The sequence below is a fragment of the Pseudomonas sp. S2_H10 genome (genome assembly GCF_054668285.1).
Genome location: NZ_CP162754.1, coordinates 810,878 through 831,114, shown reverse-complemented (window position 1 = coordinate 831,114; position 20,237 = coordinate 810,878). Strand labels below are relative to the sequence as shown.

The window sequence follows — 20,237 nt, the reverse complement described above, 5'->3', positions numbered from 1 at the left end:
TGCCGGGGATTTCCAACGATCAAATCGACCCGTAGGAGCGAGCTTGCTCGCGATGGAGGGTAACGATGACGCGGGAAACCGGACGCACCGTGGCGCCCTTGGGTTTTTCGCGAGCAAGCTCGCTCCTACAAGGGCCGGCAGGTGATTTTGGAGTGAAAGCAAAGGACCCGCCAGTGCGGCGGGTCCGAAGAGGTGTCACAGTTTCGGCAATTGGCCGATGCGGCCCATCATTTCGGTGACGATCTGCAAGTCCAGCAGGAACTGCCCGGTGGTCTTGAACTCGTTGTCGTTGTGCCCGGTGTATTTGACGTCCGGCATGGCCAGGCCGAATTGCACGCCGTTAGGCAGTTCATGCACGGACGTGGCGCCGGCCGAGGTGCCGAACTTGTGTTCCATGCCGAGGTTTTCGCTGGCCACCGCGAGCAGCGCCTTGACCCATTCACCCTCGGGGTTGCGGTACATCGGTTCGGCGATCGACAGCTCGAAGGTCGGTGCGATGCGGGTCTTCTTGCTCCAGGCGTCCAGCTTGCCGGCGATCTCCGACTTGAGCGCCTCAGGCGACTTACCCTTCGGCACGCGCAGGTTGACCGCGAGCTTGAAGGCTTTGTCGTCCATCCCGACATAGGTCAGGGAAGTGGTCAGCGGGCCCATGAACTCATCGGCAAAACCGACCCCCAACTTGCCACCCAGGTAATCCAGGCCCCAGTTGTCGGCGGCGTAGCGCGCGGCATCGGTGATGTGGTTGTGCTTGAGCGCCACCTTGCCGTCGAGGCCATTGATGAAATCGAGCATCCTGGCCACCGGGTTGACGCCGGATTCAGGTTCCGAGGAGTGCGCGGACACGCCGGTGACCGTCAACTTGACGTCCTTGCCGTCGACCTTGGCAGCCACCTCGAAGTTGCCGCCGTTGCGCTTGGCGTATTCGCTGCCGGCGGTTTGCAGGCTGGCGGCCAGTTCGGCGGGCTTGTCGGTCACCAGGGTCGCGACCGAGGTCGACGGAATCTGGTTGGTGGCCAGGCCGCCGGTCATCGAGATGATCTCTGCGCCTTTGCCCTCGCCAGCGCGCTTGGCGAAGCTGGCCATGACGGTGCCGTAGCCTTTCTCGGCGATCACCACCGGGTAGCCGCCATCGAGCGCCAGGTTGTAGTTGGGCGTCGGGTTGCGTTCGAAATAGTAGGGGATGGCGTCGCCCGTGGTCTCTTCGGTGGTGTCGACCAGCAACTTGAAGTTGCGCGCCAGCGGCAGCTTTTCTTCCTTGATGATTTTCATGGCATAGAGCGCCACCACGATGCCGTTCTTGTCGTCCTCGGTGCCGCGGCCATACATGCGATCGCCGATCAGGGTGACCTTGAACGGGTCGAGGCGGGTGCCGTCCTGCAACACCCAGTTCTCCGGTGTCACCGGCACCACATCGGCGTGGGCGTGAATGCCCACGACTTCATCGCCGCTGCCTTCGAGGGAAATCTCGTAGACGCGATTGTCGATGTTGCGGAAGTTCAGGTTGAACGCCTGGGCGAGCCCCTTGATCTTCTCGGCAATCTTGATGAATTCAGGGTTGTCGTGCTGGGCCACCCCTTCCACGTTCACTGTCGGAATGGCTACCAGTTCCTTCAAGGTTTCGGTGGCCGCGCTGCCGTATTTCACCCGGGCATAAAGACCGAGCAAACGATGGATTTCGTTCTGCTGTTCGGCGGACAGCGTCTTGTTGTCGAGGAAGGCACCGATGGCCGCGCCGAGGTTGTCGGTCCTGGCGATATCGCTCTTGGCCAGGCTTGCGAGGAACTGCCTGAAATCCTTGACCGACGCATCATTGAAAGTCTTGAGGATGACCGCGCTCTGTTCTGGCGTGATGTTGGCTTGCGCAGCCGAGGTGAACGACGAAAGGCTGGCGAGCATGAGGGTGGTCGCAGCCAGGTGCTTGAGTGAAAAATCCATTGCTGGGGGCATTCCTTTGCAGGCGGGTTGTAAGAAATATCTGATCGCTTTGTCAGAAACATCTCAAAACTAACACCGCGAGCCTGTGAAGCGGGAGCCCCTGAAGTGGGATCTGTCGCACAGAAACGCAAAAGCGGCGCAGAAACGAAAAACCGCCCATCAGTGCTTACATTCTGCCAGCACCACTTGGCAGGTGCTCGGTGTGCCGCCCGATCGGCCGGCATAGCGGGCGCAATTGCTCAGGGATTTTTGCCGGGCCATGTTCAGGGTATCGCCCCAGGCAAGGCCACCTTCGCCGACCGTGGGGAGGGCTTTGGCATAGCAGGCCGAACCGATGTTCGACGCTGAATAACGCGCTGTGCTGGTTTTGCCTGAACACCCGCTGGTCAGCGCCAGATTGGCGGCGAGCAGGGAAAGCAGGATCCAGGACGGACCATGGCACGCAATTGTTCCAGTCATCCGGGTTCCCCTGTATCGAGAGGCGTGCTCAAGGTCCTGCCTGTTCAGATTAGGCCCGTTTGAAGACATCAGCCACCTCGGCGCGGGTGTTGCTGCAATCAAGATAGTTATGTGTTTTTGGTATTAGTGCTATTCGATTGGGTCTATTCATTAATTAATAACCGGGCGGTAAGTTGCAACTCTGCGATAACAAGTCGAGAGCCACTCATGACCCGCGATTCCATCCGCAACTACGCGCACGCTGCAATCAAGGCGGGTACGCTCTGTGTCACCCTGACTGGCGGTGCACTGGTGGACGCCGAGGAGCGCAGCCCGCTGATGATCAAGGATCAGGGAAGCCTGATCGCCGGCGGGGGAATGATCACCCGGCCAGGGAGTTTTGATCCTTACAAACCGATGATGCCTGATGGCCAGACCTACCATGGCGACCATGTGTATGCGTTCTATCAGGTACCGGTCGACGCTCACCCGTTGCCCATCGTCATGTGGCATGGCGCGGGGCAATCCGCGAAGTCCTGGAAACCACGGCCGATGGCCGGGAGGGTTTCCAGAACATCTTCCTGCGACGCGGTTTCTCCACTTACCTGATCGACCAGCCGCGCCGTGGCGATGCCGGGCGCAGCCTGGTGGAAACGACGATCAAGCCAGTGCCGGACGAGCAACTGTGGTTCAACCAGTTCCGTATCGGCCTGTGGCCCGAGACCTTCGAGGGCAGCCAGTTTCCCCGTGGACCGCAGGCTCTGGAGCAGTTCTTCCGTTCCATGACACCCAACACCGGCCCTTATGACATTGAAGTGGCCTCCGATGGCGTGTCCGCGCTGCTGGAAAAAACCGGGCCGGCCATCCTGTTCACTCATTCGCAGGGCGGTGGGCCCGGCTGGATGACTGCGATCAAGACTCAGAAAGTACGAGGGATCGTGGCGTTCGAACCGGGAAGCAGCTTCGTGTTTCCCGAAGGCGAGGCGCCGGCGCCGATTCCCAGCGCGTTCGACACGCTCATCGCGCAGGTCGTATCGAAGGCGCAGTTCCAGGCGCTGACGCATATCCCCATCCTGATCATCTACGGCGACAACATCCCGGACAAACCGGTTCGATTGCCGGCACAGGACAGCTGGCGTGCCCGCCTTGAGATGGCCCGGCTGTGGCGAGACGCCGTGAACCGCCAGGGTGGAGACGTGCGGCTCGTTCACTTGCCGGAGATCGGCATCCGGGGCAACAGCCATTTTCCCTTTTCAGACCTGAACAACGTGCAGATCGCGGATCTGGTTTCGCAGTTTCTCACCGAGAAAAACCTCGATTGACAGTGTGCATGGCCATCGCTGCACACACCTTTGGAAACAGCAATTGTCAGGAGGATTCACATGATGCGAACCACGCTGAAGGCCACGCTCATGGCTGCCATGATCGGCATGTCGGGGGTTGAAGTCGAGGCCGCCGACTACAAGCACAATCCCTACACCTTGACCTACGCTGGTGCGTTGGTGAAGAACGAGCCGGGCAAGGTCAACATCCACCCGGTCAGCTACAAGCTCAACGGTCTGGACATTGCCGCCAACGTCTATACCCCGGCCAATTATGATGCGGCGAAGCAGTATCCCGCCGTCGTCGTGGCGCACCCCAATGGCGGCGTCAAGGAACAGGTGGCGGGACTGTACGCCCAGCGTCTGGCGGACCAGGGCTACATCACCATCACGGCGGATGCGGCGTATCAGGGCGCCAGCGGTGGCGAGCCGCGCAACATCGACAAGCCCGCTTACCGCATCGAGGACATCCATGGCATGGCGGACTTCATCGCCAGCTTTCCCGGTGTCGACAGCACGCGCCTGGGCTTGCTCGGCATCTGCGGCGGCGGTGGTTATTCGTTGAAGGCCGCGCAGACCGACAAGCGCTTCCAGTCGATCGCGACCCTGAGCATGTTCAACTCCGGGCTGGTGCGCCGCAATGGGTACCAGGACTCGCAAGTGGCGACGATCCAGGAGCGTTTGCAACAGGCTTCAGCTGCCCGCGCTCAGGAAGCGGCGGGCGGGGAGGTGCGCTATGTCGGCGACGCCAAACTGACCGATGAGCAGATTGCCAGGCTGCCGTTCGATCTGTATCGGCAGGGGTTCGAGTATTACGGCAAGACCCACGCACACCCGAATTCGACCTTCCGTTATACCCAGAGCAGTCTGCTGGACCTGATGAGTTTCGATGCCACGGACCAGATCGAACTGATCGACAAGCCGTTGCTGATGATCGCCGGCAGCAAGGCCGACAGCCTGTACATGTCGGAGCAGGCGTTCGCCAAGGCCACCGGAACCCGGGACAAGAAGCTGTTCACCATCGATGGCGCGACCCATATCGAAACCTATTGGGTGCCTGAGTATGTGGACGTCGCCATCGGCCAATTGAATGCGTTCTATGCCAGAACGCTGTGACTTGAAGGATTCGCCAATATGAAAAACACGCTTTTTGGCATCGCGGTGTGCGCCGCGGCTCCCTTCGCCGGTGCCGCCGATGCAGGCAGTATCAGTGAGCCCGGGGCCGCCCAGCAGATCAACCGTGCTGGCAGCCAGGCTTCGGTCGCAGGGCCCGGGGACTATTTCACCGGGCGGGTACGGGTCGATCCATTGTTTCCGGCCACCGGCGAGAACAATGCCTCCGGCGCCTACGTCACCTTCGAAGCGGGTGCGCGTTCGGCCTGGCATACCCATCCCGCCGGTCAGCGCCTGGTGGTGACGTCCGGCGTCGGCCTGACGCAGGAGTGGGGCAAGCCCGTGCAGGAAATCCATCCGGGCGATGTGATTGTCTGCCCGCCGGGCGTCAAGCATTGGCACGGGGCCGCTCCGGCGAGCAGCATGACGCACCTGGCCGTGACCGGTTCGGTTGAGGGCAAAAGCGTGCAGTGGCTGGAGAAAGTCACCGATGCCCAGTACGACGCCCAACGTCCGGTGGTGCCGCAGACGGTGGTGCAACCTGCCTCGCAGACATTGTCGGCCAAGCAGCAGGCCATCCCGTTGATAGCCGCCGCCATGGCCTCGAGCAATATTGCGCGCCTCAACGTTGCCCTGAACCAGGGCCTGGATGCCGGGCTGACGGTTAGCGAGGCCAAGGAAATCCTGGTGCAGCTCTACGCCTACAGCGGCTTTCCTCGCAGCCTCAATGCCCTTGGCGAGTTGCTGAAAGTGCTGGAGGCGCGTAAACAGCGCGGCGTTGAGGACGAGCCGGGCCGTGAGCCTGGTCGCGTCATTCCCGTCGGCGATGAACTGCTGGCGCGGGGCAAGGCCAACCAGACGCGCATTGCCGGGGCGCCGGTGCAGGGGCCGCTGTTCGACTTCGTCCCTGTGATCAACCAGTACCTGCAAGCGCATTTGTTCGGTGACATTTTCGAGCGCGACAACCTCGACTGGCAAAGCCGGGAGCTGGCGACAGTCGCAGCGCTGGCTGCTACGCCGGGCGTGGAGTCCCAACTGCGCTCGCACATGGCCGCCAGCCTGCGGGTAGGGCTGAGTGTCGCGCAATTGCGTCAACTGACCCGGCTATTGGCCGATCAGGGCGATGCCGATGCGGCGAAACGCGCCGCCGAGGCGCTCGACACCACCCTGGCCAATCAGCCCGAATAGCGCAGGGCTTCGCGCAGCAAGGTAAAGGCCGGCGAGCTCTGGCGCCGGCTCGGGTAATAAAGGTGGTAGCCGGAGAACGGCTCGCACCAGTCCGCGAGCACGTGGATCAACCGGCCCTGCGCGACATGCTCCTGCACCAGGTCCTGCGGCATATAGGCCAGGCCCAACCCCTGAAGGGCGGCTTCCAGGCGCATGGCAATGTTGTTGAACACCAGTTGGCCTTCGACGCGGACTTTCAGTTCCTGGCCGTTCTTCTCGAATTCCCACAGATACAGCCCTCCGTAGGTCGGCATGCGCAGGGTGATGCAGTTGTGCTGCATCAGATCCATCGGGACAACCGGTTTTGGATAGCGGGCGAAATACGCCGCAGAGCCGACCACCGCCATGCGCATGTCAGGGCCGATGCGCATCGCGATCATGTCCTTGGCGACCTGCTCACCCAATCGAACGCCGGCGTCGAAGCCTTCCGCGACGATATCGGTGAAGCCGTAGTCGACGATGATTTCGATGTTGAGATCGGGATTGTCCGGCAGCAATTTTGCGAGCACGGGGTGCAGAACGGTGATCGCCGAATGCTCGCCGGCGGTGATCCGCAGTTTGCCTGCGGGCTTGTCGCGGAATTCGCTGAGCAAGGCCAGTTCGCTGTCGATTTCTTCGAATCTGGGGGCGATCACTCGCAGTAAATGCTCTCCGGCTTGCGTCGGTGAAACGCTGCGTGTGGTGCGAGCCAGCAACCTGACGCCCAGCCGATCCTCGAGTTGGCGCATGGCCCGGCTCAAGGCCGGCTGCGACATGCCCAGCCTGGCGGCGGCACGGGTGAAGCTGCGTTCCTGAGCCACGGCGGAGAAGATCGCCAGTTGATCGTAGCTTTCGACGGTCATTTATACGCACCTGTTATGAGCCGGTGCGATTATGCCATTCCTGTAACCCATCGTAGCGTTACAAACCACTGAACATACTGATGATCACGGCATTGACCAAGTCAATGAAAAAGCCACAGACCAGTGGCACGATCAGGAAGGCCTGGTGCGCCGCGCCGTACTTTTGCGTCACGGTCGACATGTTGACGATGGCCGTCGCGGTGGAGCCGAGGGCGATCCCGCCGAATCCTGAGGCAATCACGCTGGCTTCGTAATCGCGTCCCATGCAGCGGAACACCACAAAGTACGTATAGAGGACCGTCAGCAGGATCTGCAGGGTCAATGCGCACAGGATGAACATCAAGGCGCCGCTCAGTTGCCATAGCTGAAGCCCCATCAGGGCCATGGTCAGGAACATGCCCAGGCAGATGTCGGAGATCAGCGACAGACCCAGGCTGGCGCCGCTCCAGCTTTTCAGGCGTTGATCGCCCACAAACGCCAGTACCAGGTGGTGAATGACGATACCCGCGAACAGGCAGCTGACAAACTTGGGCAGGGTGACGCCGGCATCGACCAGCAGCAGATTCAGCCCATAACCGAGCATCAGGGTCAGGTTGAGCCACATCCACGCCCAGAGCACATCGTAGTAATCCAGTGCCTTGCCCGGTTGTTGCTCGAGAATGCCGACTTCCAGTTCCGCATCCCGGGACGGCGTCAGTTGATAGCGGCGTATCAGTCGGTTGGCGATCGGGCCGCCAATGACGCAGGCGGCAATCAGGCCGACGGTGTTGCTGGCGATGCCCAGTTCGTGCGCGTTGCCGATGCCCAGCTTATCGACGAACAGCGGTGCCCAGGCCAGGGTGGTGCCCACTCCGCCGGTGAGGGAAATGGAGCCCACCATCAAGCCGGCCTTGGGATCGAGTCCAAACGCCTGGGCCACACCCATGCCCAGCGAGTTCTGCAGGAGAATGAAGACAGCGGCGAGCACCAGCAGGATCAGCAGCGGGCGGCCACCCTTGAGCAGTTGGCGCATGTCCGATTTCAAGCCGATGCCGGCGAAGAAATACAGCAGCAGGGTGTCGCGTACCTGCAGATCGAATTCGATCTGGATATTCAGGCCGAAGTAGAGCAAGGACGTCACGGCCGCACAGACGAAGCCGCCAACGACCGATTCGGGAATACAGTATTGACGCAGAAAGGTGTTGTGCTGGACGAGGGTCTTGCCGAGGAAAAGCAGAAGGATGGCGAGGGTGAAGCTCACGAGGCCGTGAACCTGGAAGAGCTGTGAAGTCATTTAAGGCCTACCTGGAAAACTGAAAAATCATTATCAGGATTCGCACATTCAATATATGGACCTGTATCAATGAACGGTCGATACAGGCCTGTGCCGCAATCACCAGGTACATTTGTGTGCCGGGAGTGATGACAGCCTAGCCTAAACGGCCAAGTCGTCATCACGCTCCCGATGGCCAATCAAACGACGGACTTCAGCGCTTGATCAGGGAAATCTTCGTTCCCTCGATACTGACACCCGCCATCAGCCCTTGCTGGTCGAAGATGAACGCGTAGGCGTCATCTTTCAGCGTCGAGCTGGACAGGTTCTTCGCAACCCCTTCGTCAACCACGACGACCGTTGGCCCCACACCGATTTCCCAGCCCTTGGTTTCGGCCACGTATTTCACGGCTTTATCGGTCATCAGGAAAACCACATAGCCGTACGACTGGGCGCCGGCCTGCAGCCCCCAGGAACCGCTGACGGAGTTGTAGTAGTTCTCGACTTTGCTGCCTTTCATCAGGACGCCTTCACCGTAGCTGCCACCGAACACGAGACCCGCCTTGATGATTTTCGGGAACACCAGCACCGCCTTGGCTTCGTGCGAGATGGTTTCGGAAAAAGGATTGGTCTTGTACAGCGATTGCAAGGCTTGTCGAGCATCGGCGTTGAGATCCTCGGCGGTGGCCGCTGCTGCATTGTTCAGTAAACCGGCCGATGCCAATGCTGCGGTCGCGAGGAAGAACGAGAGGAACAAGCGTATTGATCGAGTCATTTGGTACTCCGCTGAGGGAGCATTGGACGAGAGCAGCAAGCACCTGCGTCAGGCAGGAACCGAACCCGCTGAGGTTATCCGTCGCACCCTGAAATGTGTGAATTGCAAGCAGCGCTCCTGAATGAAGTGGGTTCGCGACCACCTGTCATTTGCGATGCCATCACCTGTTATGACCACTGCGTGATGGCCGTGTTCGTTCGCCAGGACACAGATAACGCAATACCTGCCGGCGATGAACCCAAGTGCGCCGGTTTTATCCGGTTCACGCCCACCTGTAGGAGCCGGCTTGCCGGCGATGGACTCAAGTGCGCCGCGTTTATCCAGGTTACGCGCGTTATCGTTAACGACCATCGCCAGCAGGCTGGCTCCTACAAGGGAAGTCTTAACTGTTTCCGAATGTTTCCTCGGGGCGCCGGGAGATGGCGGCTTTTCTGAACCTCCGGCCCTGGAGCTCAGGAGCTAGCCATGTTGCCGCCTTCCAGGGGTGAAAAAGACGCCAGAACACGCGCCTGCATTCACGATAAACGGTGAGCCAAAATGGCGCACTTGTGCCCCCTCGGGTTTGTCTAACTTGCCTCAACCCGCTGTAACGCAGTTAACGCTTACCATTTCCTTTAATGGAGGGTAGTACCATGGCTGTTATCAATGGGACTGAACAAGGCGACTTCATATTCGGCAACCCGGAGGCTGATCAGATCTTCGGTCTCGGCGGCGACGACTTTATCCTGGGTGACGGAGGCAACGACACGGTAGAAGGTGGCGATGGCAACGATGAACTTTCCGGTGGCGACGGCAACGATCTGCTTCGCGGTGGCGCCGGACTCGACAGCCTCACGGGCAATGTCGGTGCCGATACCCTGACCGGGGGGGCTGACAACGATTCTTTCAACTGGTTTATCGGCAATGGCGCGGACTCCACGTCCCTGGCCCGCGACACGGTGACCGACTTCCAGGGTGCCGGCGTTGCCGGAGGTGACAACCTGCTTCTCACCGCGAGCAACCGGATGGTTTTCGAGGGGGCTCGCACCACGGTGCCGACGCTGGGTGCTTCGCTCGGTTTCGGCGGCAATGGCTTCACCGAGGTCTTCTATGTCGCAGGTGCCGCCAGCACGCTACTATTCGCGGACTCCAATAACAACGGCGTGTTTGACGCTACGGACTTCTCTGTACAACTGACGGGCCGGCACAACCTCGTAAAAGCCGATTTCGGCACCACGACCTTTGTCGTGCGTGGCACCGAAGGCAATGACGTGATCAACGGCACCGCAGAGGTCGACAGGATCTTCGCGCTCGGTGGCAACGATGTGATTAACGCTGGCAACGGCAATGACATCGTCGACGGCGGCGCCGGCAACGACATCCTGAACGGTGGCGCGGGCAACGATCTGCTTACCGGTGGGCTGGGCAATGACATCCTCAACGGTGGCGACGACCGCGATAGCATCACGGGCAACGACGGCGCCGACATCATTGACGGTGGTGCCGGTAATGACTCGCTGCTTGCCGGCGGCAACGGCAACGACATAGTCAGTGGCGGTGCAGGCAACGACACGCTGGACGGCGATGCCGGCAACGACCAGTTGTTCGGCGGCATCGGTAACGATGACCTGTTCGGTGAAGACGGCAACGACCAGATGTTTGGCGAGGACGGCGACGACGAACTGTTTGGCGATGCCGGTAACGACCAGTTGTTCGGCGGCAATGGTGACGACACGCTCGAAGGCGACGCCGGGACGGACCAATTGAATGGCGGGGCCGGCAATGACGAGTTCGAGTTCTTCCTTGGCTCGTTCAACCCGAACACACCTTTCGCGACCTTCGATACCGTCCAGGACTTCCAGGGCGCAGGCGTGGCCGGGGGCGATACGCTCGAGCTGTTCAATGAGTTCGTATTTCGTGGCCAGGTCACGCTCAATCCACAGTTGGGCGCGGTGCTGGTCGGCGGCGGCAACGGCATCACCGATCTGCTCTACACGGTCCGCCAGGGCAACACCTGGCTGATTGCGGACGAGGATGACAACGGCCGGCTCGACAGCACCGACTTCACGGTGAAGTTCCTCGGCGTCAAGAATTTCACGGTGGGCGACTTCGGTAACAATACCGAATTCGTCACGGCGGGCACCGACGGCAACGACATCATCGTCGGCACTGATGGCGACGACAAGATCTTCGGCCTCGGCGGCAACGACCAGTTGTTCGGCCAGGCAGGGGAGGACCTGCTCGATGGCGGTACGGGGGACGACGTGCTGCTCAGCGGCACGGGCCTGGACAATCTGTTCGGCGGCGAGGGTAACGACACGCTCACCATCGAGGATTTCGGCAGTGCCTTCGGCGGTGCCGGCAATGACCTGGTGATCGGCAGCAGCGCCGAGTTCGCCTTCCAGACGACCCTCGAGGGCAATGAAGGCAACGACACACTGCAATCGGGCAGCGCAGGCGCCTTCATGATCGGTGGCACGGGGGATGACCGGCTGGTAGGCAGCGCGGCGGATGACTTCATGGTCGGCAGCCTGCAGTTCGAACCCGGCCTCGATGCGGACAGGTTCCAGTTCGGGGCCCTCTGGGGAACGGACACCATCGCCGACTTCGAGGACGGCACAGACCTGATCGACCTGAGCACCAGCGGTTTGACCTTCGCCAATCTCACCATCGCAGAACAGTTCGGCGAGGCCGTCATCAGCGTCACTGGCCAGCCGGATGTGGGAACCATCACCTTGAGCGGCGTGGCACAGGCCAGCATCGGCGAAGCGGATTTCGCCTTTACCTGAGTGAACGACGTATGCTCGCGCCAGGTGATGGCGTGAGCATGCCTCAGGCGCGGTTGCAGAGGTACCGCACGCGCCTTCAAGTGCCAGGGAGACATCATGACGGTCAAGCGTATGGACAACATCGGCATCGTTGTAGAGGACATCGACGCTGCCATCGGGTTCTTCACCGAGCTGGGCCTTGAGCTCGAGGGCCGCGCTCCGATCGAAGGCGAGTGGGCCGATGGCGTCACAGGATTGCATGACATGCGCGTCGAGATTGCCATGATGCGCACGCCGGACGGTCACAGCCGGCTCGAGATATCCCGGTTTCTGGCACCCCCCGTGATCGCCGATCACCGCAACGCCCCGGTGAACGCCCTCGGATACCTGCGCGTGATGTTCACCGTGGAGGACATCGACGACACACTCGCCCGGCTGCAAAAGCGCGGCGCACAGCTTGTCGGCAAAGTGGCCCGCTACGAAGATGCCTATCGTCTCTGCTACATCCGGGGGCCCGAGGGAATACTCATCGGGTTGGCCCAGGAACTAGGGCAGCCTGTCGGGTCGCCGCATCGCAGCGATGGTCGTCAACGATAACGCGTGTAATCCGGATAAACGCGGCGCACCTGAGTTCATCGCCAGCAAGCCGGCTCCTACAGGTATTGCGTGTTTCGACCAGCACGCGGTCCCTTGTAGGAGCTGGCTTGCCAGCGATGGTCGTCAACGATAACGCGTGTACCCGGATGAACGCGGCGCACCTGAGTCCATCGCCGGCAAGCCGGCTCCTACAGGTATGGCGTGTTTCGATCCGGACGCGGTCCCTTGTAGGAGCTGGCTTGCCAGCGATGATCGTCAACGATAACGCGTGTAACCCGGATAAACGCGGCGTACCTGAATCCATCGCCAGCAAGCCGGCTCCTACAGGTATGGCGTGTTTCGATCCGGACGCGGTCCCTTGTAGGAGCTGGCTTGCCAGCGATGGTCGTCAACGATAACGCGTGTAACCCGGATAAACGCGGCGCACCTGAATCCATCGCCGGCAAGCCGGCTCCTACGGGGGCCCGCAACATTCCCACCTGCACCGCCCCCAGGCTGCCACCGCCGGCGAATACGCTTGCGGTCTTGCTCGCCATGACGGAAGTCTCTGTGCGCCAATGTCTCGAACAAGTGTCGCTGGCGGGTCGGCAAGGCCCTCTTGCCGGAAACGGATTCCGGCTCGATGGGGGTCAGAACGTCGGGGTGTACTTCACGCTGAACATCACGTTGCGCGGTTCGCCGTAGTTGTTGTTGCCATTGATCTGGTTGTAGGCCGCCGTGAAGTACGTCTTGTCAAACAGGTTGTTGGCGTTCATCGCCAGCTCGATTTCCGACGTGAGCTGGTAGCCGAGACGGGCATTCCACACGGCGTAACCCGGTACGTTGACGGCGTGGTCGTAACCCAGCGTGTGGGTTTGGGCGGTGAAGCCCAGACCGGTGCTCACACGGTTCCAGTCGCCGCTGAACTGGTAGTTGCCCCACACGCGCAGCATGTGTTTGGGCGTCCACCAACTGAAGACTTTGCCTTCATTGTCCGGGTCCTTGAGGTACTTGGTGGTGTTGTAGGTGTAACCGGCGAACAGTTGCAGGTTGTCGATCACTTCACCGCTGATTTCCGCGTCGAGGCCCTGGCTGCGCACTTTGCCCGAGGCCTTCGAGCAGTACCAACCGTTACAGGATTGCTCACCCTCTGTATCGAGAGTGGCGCGGTTTTCCTGGTCGTAACGGAACAAGGCCAAGGACGTATTGACCCGACCATCGAGCAACTCGCCCTTGAGGCCGATTTCGTAGTTGGTGCCGATAATCGGTTTGAGCACCGAGCCGCCCGTGTCGCGTTCGGTTTGCGGTGTGAACACGTCGGTGTAGCTGGCATAGACCGCCCATTCGCGGCTCAGGTCATAGACAATGCCGGCGTAGGGCGTCACTTCGCCGTTTTCGTTGCTGGTGCTTTCAGGGTCGGCGGTCATGCTGGTCGCGTTCTGCCTCCACGATGTGTAGCTGTAGTCGTACCAACTGACCCGCGAGCCGAGCACCAGGGTCAGCGGATCGATCGGCTTGACTCGCCAACTGCCATACAGGCCTTTCTGGCGGATGTCATATTTGCTCTGAGTGCCGAATCCACCGGAATCGAGCAAGCCTTCGTAACTGATCTCCGGACGGTCGTGATCAATGTCGAAGATATTGTCGGTGCCGTCATTGAAGGTCCGGGCGAATTTGTCGTCTGAGCGGTACTTGGAATAGTTGCCGCCCACCATGATTTCCTGCTGCATGGACAAGGCTTCGAACTTGCCATTGAGGTTCATGTCCAGGCCGATCTTGGTGGAGTCCAGGTCTGTCACGAAGTCGGCGTACTCCACGCCGGTGCCATCGGGCTCGATGCCGTTGTCGATGGTTTGCACCCGCTGGTTCTTCGCTTTGTTGGTTTCCGTCATGCGCACGGCGCCGGCCTTGAAGGCCCATTCGTCATTGAAACGGTGTTCCAGGTCGGTGTAGAGGGTGGTGACATCGATGTCCGAATGGTTCCACTTCGCACCGGTGTAGGTCTTGCGCGGCAGGTCGATCGGTTTGCCGTCAGCGTAGCGCGGGAAGCCGCGGACGTTCGAGCGCGATTCGCCGTCGGACTGGCTGACCGCAAAACCCAGGGTGGTGTCTTCACGCAGATCGAAGTCCAGCGCGCCGTAGAGCGAGGTGGTCTTGTACCATTCGGAATCGATGAAGGAGTGGCTGTCGTCCTGGTCGGCAATGAAGCGTCCACGGACGGTGCCGCTCTGGTTCAGCGGCCCGCCGGCGTCCAGTTGCAGGCCGTAATGATCCCAGGAGCCGGCCTTGCCGGTGAGGGTCACTGTCGGTGCGGCCTGGCCGCGTTTGCGCACCAGGTTGACCGCGCCGCCAGGGCTGCCGGTGCCTTGCAGCAGACCGGATGCGCCACGCAGTACTTCCATGCGATCGAAGAAGATCATGTCCTGCGTGGCCCAGTTGCCCAGCGCGTAGGTGTTGCGCGGAATCGGCACGCCGTCGTATTGCCAGTCATCGATCTGGAAACCGCGGGAACTGAGGATCAAGCCTCGGCCGACGCCTTGGGCCCCGACCAGGCCGGTGGTCTTGTTGGCCGCGTCCTTGAGATCGACAATATCCTGATCGTCCATCTGCTTGCGGGTCATCACCGTGACCGACTGCGGAATTTCCTTGAGGGTGTGGGTGCCTTTGCCGATGGTCACTGCCCGCGCGGCATAGGAACCCGAGCCTTCGGTAGTGGCGTCGGTGTTGCGTTCAACGATGTTGGTGACACCCAATTGCAGTGCCGCGCCGCTCTGCGGAGCCGGTTCAACGCTGAAGTTGCCTTGATCCGTCACGCGCAACTGCAAGTCGCTGCCCGATAGAGCCCTCTGCATCGCTTGCTCGGCCGACATCTGGCCGATCACCGATGGCGCCTGTTTGCCCTGCACCAGCGCTGGCTCCAGCGAGATGATTTGCCCGCTCTGGCCGGCGATCGCATTAAGCGTGCCGGCGAGTGGGCCGGCCGGCAGATTGAAGGTCAGGTTTTGCGCCAGGGCAGGGGTCGCCAGGGTTGCCAGGGCAACGGCGGCGGAAAGGGCGTGGGGCCATGTGTTGAACACAACATTCTCCTGTTTGTTTGGAAGTGTCAGGAGATAGGTGGGATGAGAAATGAAAACCGGACACGAATAAGATCGATTATCAAAAAAACAGCGTTTTACTTCGAACCGATCAGCGTCAGCCAGGGGCTGTAGCGATCCACCCGTATGGGCAGGGTTTCTGCCAGGGCATTGAACGCGCGGTCGGGATCGTCAAGCGGAAACACACCCTGGACACGCAAGCCGCGAACCTGGGGTGCCACGCGGACAAAACCGCGACTGTAAGGGCGCAGGGCGTCGACCACTTGCTCAAGGGATTCGTCCAGCACATTCAGCCTGCCGTTCAACCAGTCGGCTCGCCTGCGCTGATCGCCGGCAAGGAGGGCAATTTGCCGGGCATGCAGCAGCGCCGACTGACCTTCCTGCACAACTTGCACTGTGCCGTCGAACAACCGTGCTTCGACCGAATGCTGCAACACCACCAGTCGGCTGGCTTCTTGCTCCTGGGCCACGAGAAACCGGGTACCCAGCGCGCGCACTTCACCTTCAGCGGTGCGCACGCGCAACGGCCGGCGGGGATCGGGCGCCACGTCAATCACCAGTTCACCGTGGCGCAGGATCACCAGCCGTTGCTTGTCATCGAAGCGCAGGTCCACCGCGCTGTTGGCGTTCAAGCTCAGGCGACTGCCGTCGGCCAGATTGAAGTCTTGACGCTCGCCGCGTCCGGTGTGCAGGTCAGCCAGCAGCGCGTCACCCAGCTGACTCCCGGCGCCCAGCCACACACCGCCGCCGAGCAGGCCCAGACCCGCGATCACGCGCAAGGCGTCGCGCCGCGAACCATGAGGCTGCAAGAGCACTTGCCGGGCTTCGCTGGCCTGACCGGGCAAACGCCGATCCAGCGCGCGAACCGTGTTGAACGAACCGCCGAGACGATCCTGCAACGTTGCCCAGGCCTGGCTGTGCGCACGATCCATCGCCAGCCACGCGTTGAAACGTTCCTGCAGTGCTGCATCGGGCGTACCGGCGCGAAGCCTGACCATCCAGTCGATGGCCTGCTCACTGACGGGGTCCAGGCGCGGCTTGCTCATGGCGATACTTCGCTCAGATAGCACTGACGCAATGCCTGTTTCATGTAGCGACTGACAGTGCGCTCCGACAGCCCCAGCTTCTGCGCAATCGCGACATAGCTCAGGCCATCCAGTTGGCTATAGAGGAACGTGGCCTTGACGAGCATCGGCAAGCCGTCGATAGCCCGGTCGATGGCCACCAGGGCTTCGATCAACAGCAGCTGTTCTTCGGGGGAGGGGGCCAGCGCCTCGGGCAGGTTGGACAAGCGCTCAAGGTAGGCCAGCTCCAGCTTGCGCCGGCGATGACGGTCAAAGATCAGCCGCCGGGCAATGGTCGAAAGGTAAGCGCGAGGTTGTTCGATGCTGTCGGGATCGACCCGCGCCACCAGTAACTGGCAAAACGTATCGGCGGCGGTGTCCTCTGCGTCCGCGTGATTGCGCAGGTGTCGATGAATATGCTGCAGCAGCCAACGGTGGTGATCGCTGAAAAAGAATCCCAGCTTGCTGGACGGAGGAGATTGCACTGGTCGGCTTTCCAGATGTTAGTGTAAATCGTTCTCAATAGTACCTGTGGGATGAGCGCCAGTGCAATCCTGTCCTTTGGGTGGTTTACCCAAAAATGCAGGGGGAGCGAACCCTTTTCCGGGGAATTTTCACCACTCGAAGAGACCGTCTCAGAGCAATTGCCGAGCCAGGACTGTACCTATGCCAAATGGCCTGGATTTTGCTCAGGTACTCATACTCAAGCATTCATTGAATGCGGTATCCGGAGGTTCGGGCCATGTGGGCAAAAACTCTGTTTTGCGGCGTGATGTTTGGAATCGGGATCTCCGCTAGCGGCCTGGCGACGAGCATGGTCCTGTTTTGGTGCGAGTTGTGTTGAGCACCGTTGCTCATCACCTTGAGCTCCTCGGTTATGAGGTCAGTGAAGCACTGTATTTCATGAAGGCTTTTTAACGGTCAGCAGAACGCCGGAGTAGGGGTTGAATCAGGAGAGTTTTGTAACGGATCAGGATCTGGATGTGAAAAGCGGAAAGCCAGAAACGACAAAGCCCTGAATAATCAGGGCTTTGTCGTATAAAGATGGCGGAGGCGATGGGATTCGAACTCATGGACCTGTTACAGTCGACGGTTTTCAAGACCGTTGCCTTAAACCACTCGGCCACACCTCCGTTTGCGTTGCGGGCGCCATAATACCTGAATGAAACACACTGTCAAACTCTCTGCATAGCTTGTTACAGGGCGTCTGTTATGATCTTTGCGACTGAACGTTTCAAACCAACAGGAGTGTCGCCATGCGCGAACAGGATTACGCAGTTAATAACAGCGTGCAGGCTGAGCAGCTAGAGGTTAGCCGCGTCCTGCGCAACACATACGGCTTGCTCGCCCTGACCCTGGCTTTCAGCGGTGTAATGGCCTTTGTTGCCCAGCAGATGCGTGTTGGCTACCCGAATATTTTCGTGGTGCTGATCGGCTTCTACGGTCTTTTCTTCCTCACCAACAAACTCCGTGATTCGGCCTGGGGCCTGGTGTCGGCATTTGCCCTGACCGGTTTCATGGGTTTCCTGCTCGGCCCGATCCTCAACCGTTACCTGGGTATGCAGGGCGGCGCGGAAGTGGTCAGCTCGGCGTTCGCAATGACGGCGCTGGTGTTCGGCGGTCTGTCGGCGTATGTGCTGATCACCCGCAAGGACATGAGCTTCCTCGGCGGTTTCATCACGGCGGGCTTCTTCGTGCTGCTGGGTGCGACGCTGGCGGGCATGTTCTTCCAGATCAGCGGCCTGCAACTGGCGATCAGCGCAGGTTTCGTGCTGTTCTCCTCGGTCTGCATCCTGTTCCAGACCAGCGCCATCATTCATGGCGGCGAGCGTAACTACATCATGGCTACCATCAGCCTGTATGTGTCGATCTACAACCTGTTCATCAGCCTGTTGCAGCTGTTCGGCATCATGGGTCGCGATGACTGATCGTCGGCATTGAGTAAAAAACCCGCCCAGGCGGGTTTTTTATTACCTGAAATTCAGCACTACTCTGTAATGACAATGCTGCCATCGGCTTGCTGGCGGTAGATGGTGTAGGGCAGCAGCAAGGTATCCATCGCCCCGGACACGACCACGTCGAGCAACACCACGGCGGGGGCGGGACCATGTACCTGGGCATCCCGACCGTCTTCGAGGGGGGCGTTCAGGTAGCAGAAATCGTAGGTCACGCCGCTGTAGATACGTGGTACGGCGCCGCAATAACTCTTCTGTTCCCTGAGGCTTTTGGAGGCCACTTCGTCACTGCGCACAACCGTCTGAATCGTGCCGCAACCCGCCAGCATCATTGCCGCGAGCAGCATTGCCTGAGTTTTCATACCGTCAATCCTTCGCCGGAAAACGCCAATCTACTTCACTCTGAAACAAATATCACTTACGCCATGGGCGGCAACCGGCGCTTGACCGGAGTTTTCTTGACGATGGCCGTATTGGTTTCAGCGTGGGTGTTGAGGCGGTCGAGCAGGGTGTCCAGTTGTTCCATCGAGCGCACATGCAGGCGCGCAATGAAACAGTCGTCGCCGGTGACCTTGTCGCACTCGGTGAATTCGGGAATGGCCATGATTTGCCGCTCCACTTCCTGCAGTTGCCCGGGCAACGGGCGAATGCGCACGATGGCCTGGAGTTGATAACCAAAGCTCTTCGGGTCGATCTCCACGGTGTAGCCCTTGAGCACACCACGCTCTTCCAGGCGGCGCAGACGCTCGGCGACACTGGGGGAGGACAGGCCGCTGATCTGCGCCAGGGCCTTGAGCGAACGTCGCGAATCTTCCATCAGGGCCGCGATCAGCACCTGGTCGATGTCATCGGTCATGGCGAAATCCTCTGTTAGGCATTTATTCAAAACGGCCTTGATAAAAAAGGCAGATCCCGAGTTTAGCCTGCTTTTTGCTATGGAGTGGTGCCTGGGTGCATTGGCATACTTTGCCCACAAACACAGGAGTCTGATGATGGACAAAACCCTACGCCGCGGCTCGCTCGAAATGACGGCCGCCATGCTGATCTCCGGCACCATCGGCTGGTTCGTGCTGGTGTCCGGGCAACCGGTGCTCGATGTGGTGTTCTGGCGCTGCCTGTTCGGTGCCGGCACCTTGCTGCTGATTTGCGCGGCATTCGGCTTTCTGCGCCCCGGCATTCTGACCCGCACGACCTTCTTGCTGGCGGTGCTCAGCGGTTTGGCGATTGTCGGCAACTGGGTGCTGTTGTTCGCGTCCTATTCCCGGGCGTCGATTGCCATCGGCACCGCCGTCTATAACGTCCAGCCGTTCATGCTGGTCGGGTTGGCGGCGCTGTTCCTCAACGAAAAGATCACCACGCAGAAACTGCTCTGGCTGGGCGTGTCGTTCCTCGGGATGCTGGCAATCGTCAGCGCCCATGGCAGCCAGGGCGAGAGCGGCAGCGATTACCTGACGGGGATTGCCCTGGCCTTGGGCGCGGCGCTTCTGTACGCGATTGCCGCGCTGATCATCAAGCGTTTGACGGGGACACCACCGCACTTGATCGCGCTGATCCAGGTCAGCACCGGTGTGTTGTTGCTCGCGCCCTTCGCCAATCTTTCCGTATTGCCGCAGGCGCCGAGCGCGTGGGCCAGCCTGGTGACGCTGGGCATGGTGCACACCGGCGTGATGTACGTGTTGCTGTACGGTGCCATCCAGAAACTGCCGACTGCGCTGACGGGGGCGCTGTCCTTCATCTACCCGATCGCGGCGATTTTCGTCGACTGGTTTGCCTTTGGCCATCGCCTGGAGCCGCTGCAATGGCTCGGTGTCGCGGCGATTCTGCTGGCGGCTGCCGGCATGCAACAAGGCTGGTCGTTGAAGTTTCGGCGCACGGTGACGCCGTAACCCGCGAGCC

16 protein-coding genes, 1 tRNA gene and 2 pseudogenes are annotated in these 20,237 nt (G+C 60.4%); 7 read left to right on the top strand and 12 right to left on the bottom strand.

Annotated features, from left to right (window positions below):
* Positions 1-195: 195 nt before the first annotated feature.
* Both AB4O16_RS03660 and AB4O16_RS03655 read right to left on the bottom strand, forming a co-directional pair.
* On the bottom strand, positions 196-1,935 hold the full coding sequence (locus AB4O16_RS03660; RefSeq protein ID WP_160386319.1) for a dipeptidase: 1,740 nt from the start codon (positions 1,933-1,935) through the stop codon (positions 196-198).
* A gap of 159 nt (positions 1,936-2,094) precedes the next feature.
* Positions 2,095-2,394, bottom strand: coding sequence for a hypothetical protein (locus AB4O16_RS03655; protein ID WP_460157015.1), 300 nt, complete (start codon positions 2,392-2,394; stop codon positions 2,095-2,097).
* A gap of 207 nt (positions 2,395-2,601) precedes the next feature.
* On the opposite strand from AB4O16_RS03655, the pseudogene AB4O16_RS03650 reads away from it, so the two are divergent.
* From AB4O16_RS03650 to AB4O16_RS03640, 3 genes and pseudogenes are all read left to right on the top strand, one after another.
* Positions 2,602-3,695: pseudogene (locus AB4O16_RS03650) on the top strand (alpha/beta hydrolase).
* A gap of 60 nt (positions 3,696-3,755) precedes the next feature.
* Positions 3,756-4,811 carry an alpha/beta hydrolase gene (locus AB4O16_RS03645; protein ID WP_460157014.1) on the top strand — a complete coding sequence of 352 codons (1,056 nt, stop codon included), beginning with the start codon at positions 3,756-3,758 and terminating at the stop codon, positions 4,809-4,811.
* A gap of 18 nt (positions 4,812-4,829) precedes the next feature.
* Positions 4,830-5,996, top strand: a complete 1,167-nt coding sequence (locus tag AB4O16_RS03640) for a (R)-mandelonitrile lyase (protein ID WP_460157013.1) — start codon at positions 4,830-4,832, stop codon at positions 5,994-5,996.
* On the opposite strand, the gene AB4O16_RS03635 is transcribed toward AB4O16_RS03640, so the two are convergent.
* The 3 genes from AB4O16_RS03635 to AB4O16_RS03625 form a co-directional block, all read right to left on the bottom strand.
* Positions 5,984-6,877, bottom strand: coding sequence for a LysR family transcriptional regulator (locus AB4O16_RS03635; protein ID WP_460157012.1), 894 nt, complete (start codon positions 6,875-6,877; stop codon positions 5,984-5,986). The two genes, AB4O16_RS03640 and AB4O16_RS03635, sit on opposite strands and share 13 nt — an antisense overlap.
* 58 nt (positions 6,878-6,935) lie before the next feature.
* On the bottom strand, positions 6,936-8,150 hold the full coding sequence (gltS, locus tag AB4O16_RS03630; RefSeq protein WP_160386306.1) for a sodium/glutamate symporter: 1,215 nt from the start codon (positions 8,148-8,150) through the stop codon (positions 6,936-6,938).
* A gap of 193 nt (positions 8,151-8,343) precedes the next feature.
* Positions 8,344-8,904 carry a lipid-binding SYLF domain-containing protein gene (locus AB4O16_RS03625; RefSeq protein ID WP_160386304.1) on the bottom strand — a complete coding sequence of 187 codons (561 nt, stop codon included), beginning with the start codon at positions 8,902-8,904 and terminating at the stop codon, positions 8,344-8,346.
* 632 nt (positions 8,905-9,536) lie between these two features.
* On the opposite strand from AB4O16_RS03625, the gene AB4O16_RS03620 reads away from it, so the two are divergent.
* Both AB4O16_RS03620 and AB4O16_RS03615 read left to right on the top strand, forming a co-directional pair.
* On the top strand, positions 9,537-11,672 hold the full coding sequence (locus AB4O16_RS03620) for a calcium-binding protein (RefSeq protein WP_460157011.1): 2,136 nt from the start codon (positions 9,537-9,539) through the stop codon (positions 11,670-11,672).
* A 96-nt stretch (positions 11,673-11,768) separates the two neighbouring features.
* Complete coding sequence (locus AB4O16_RS03615) at positions 11,769-12,248, top strand: VOC family protein (protein ID WP_460157010.1); 480 nt, start codon at positions 11,769-11,771, stop codon at positions 12,246-12,248.
* A gap of 443 nt (positions 12,249-12,691) precedes the next feature.
* Here the strand turns inward: AB4O16_RS03615 and AB4O16_RS03610 are convergent.
* From AB4O16_RS03610 to AB4O16_RS03590, 5 genes and pseudogenes are all read right to left on the bottom strand, one after another.
* A pseudogene (locus tag AB4O16_RS03610) lies at positions 12,692-12,784 on the bottom strand (patatin-like phospholipase family protein); the annotation flags it as partial.
* Between the two features lie 93 nt (positions 12,785-12,877).
* Entirely contained in the window at positions 12,878-15,304 is a 2,427-nt protein-coding gene (locus tag AB4O16_RS03605; RefSeq protein WP_460157009.1) for a TonB-dependent siderophore receptor, read from the bottom strand.
* Positions 15,305-15,399: 95 nt separating this feature from the next.
* A complete protein-coding gene (locus AB4O16_RS03600; RefSeq protein ID WP_460157008.1) occupies positions 15,400-16,368 on the bottom strand; it encodes a FecR domain-containing protein in 969 nt (322 codons plus the stop codon).
* Positions 16,365-16,871 carry a sigma-70 family RNA polymerase sigma factor gene (locus AB4O16_RS03595; protein WP_160386294.1) on the bottom strand — a complete coding sequence of 169 codons (507 nt, stop codon included), beginning with the start codon at positions 16,869-16,871 and terminating at the stop codon, positions 16,365-16,367. The genes AB4O16_RS03600 and AB4O16_RS03595 overlap by 4 nt, the downstream gene beginning before the upstream one ends.
* Before the next feature lie 560 nt (positions 16,872-17,431).
* Positions 17,432-17,519: transfer RNA gene (locus tag AB4O16_RS03590), tRNA-Ser, on the bottom strand.
* 123 nt (positions 17,520-17,642) lie between these two features.
* On the opposite strand from AB4O16_RS03590, the gene AB4O16_RS03585 reads away from it, so the two are divergent.
* Entirely contained in the window at positions 17,643-18,314 is a 672-nt protein-coding gene (locus AB4O16_RS03585; protein ID WP_103393095.1) for a Bax inhibitor-1/YccA family protein, read from the top strand.
* A gap of 59 nt (positions 18,315-18,373) precedes the next feature.
* On the opposite strand, the gene AB4O16_RS03580 is transcribed toward AB4O16_RS03585, so the two are convergent.
* A complete protein-coding gene (locus AB4O16_RS03580) occupies positions 18,374-18,703 on the bottom strand; it encodes a YceK/YidQ family lipoprotein (protein WP_160386292.1) in 330 nt (109 codons plus the stop codon).
* A gap of 56 nt (positions 18,704-18,759) precedes the next feature.
* Entirely contained in the window at positions 18,760-19,197 is a 438-nt protein-coding gene (locus AB4O16_RS03575) for an Lrp/AsnC family transcriptional regulator (RefSeq protein ID WP_160386290.1), read from the bottom strand.
* Between the two features lie 136 nt (positions 19,198-19,333).
* Between AB4O16_RS03575 and AB4O16_RS03570 the strand changes: the two genes are divergently transcribed.
* On the top strand, positions 19,334-20,227 hold the full coding sequence (locus AB4O16_RS03570; RefSeq protein WP_460157007.1) for a DMT family transporter: 894 nt from the start codon (positions 19,334-19,336) through the stop codon (positions 20,225-20,227).
* The last annotated feature ends 10 nt before the right edge of the window (positions 20,228-20,237 follow it).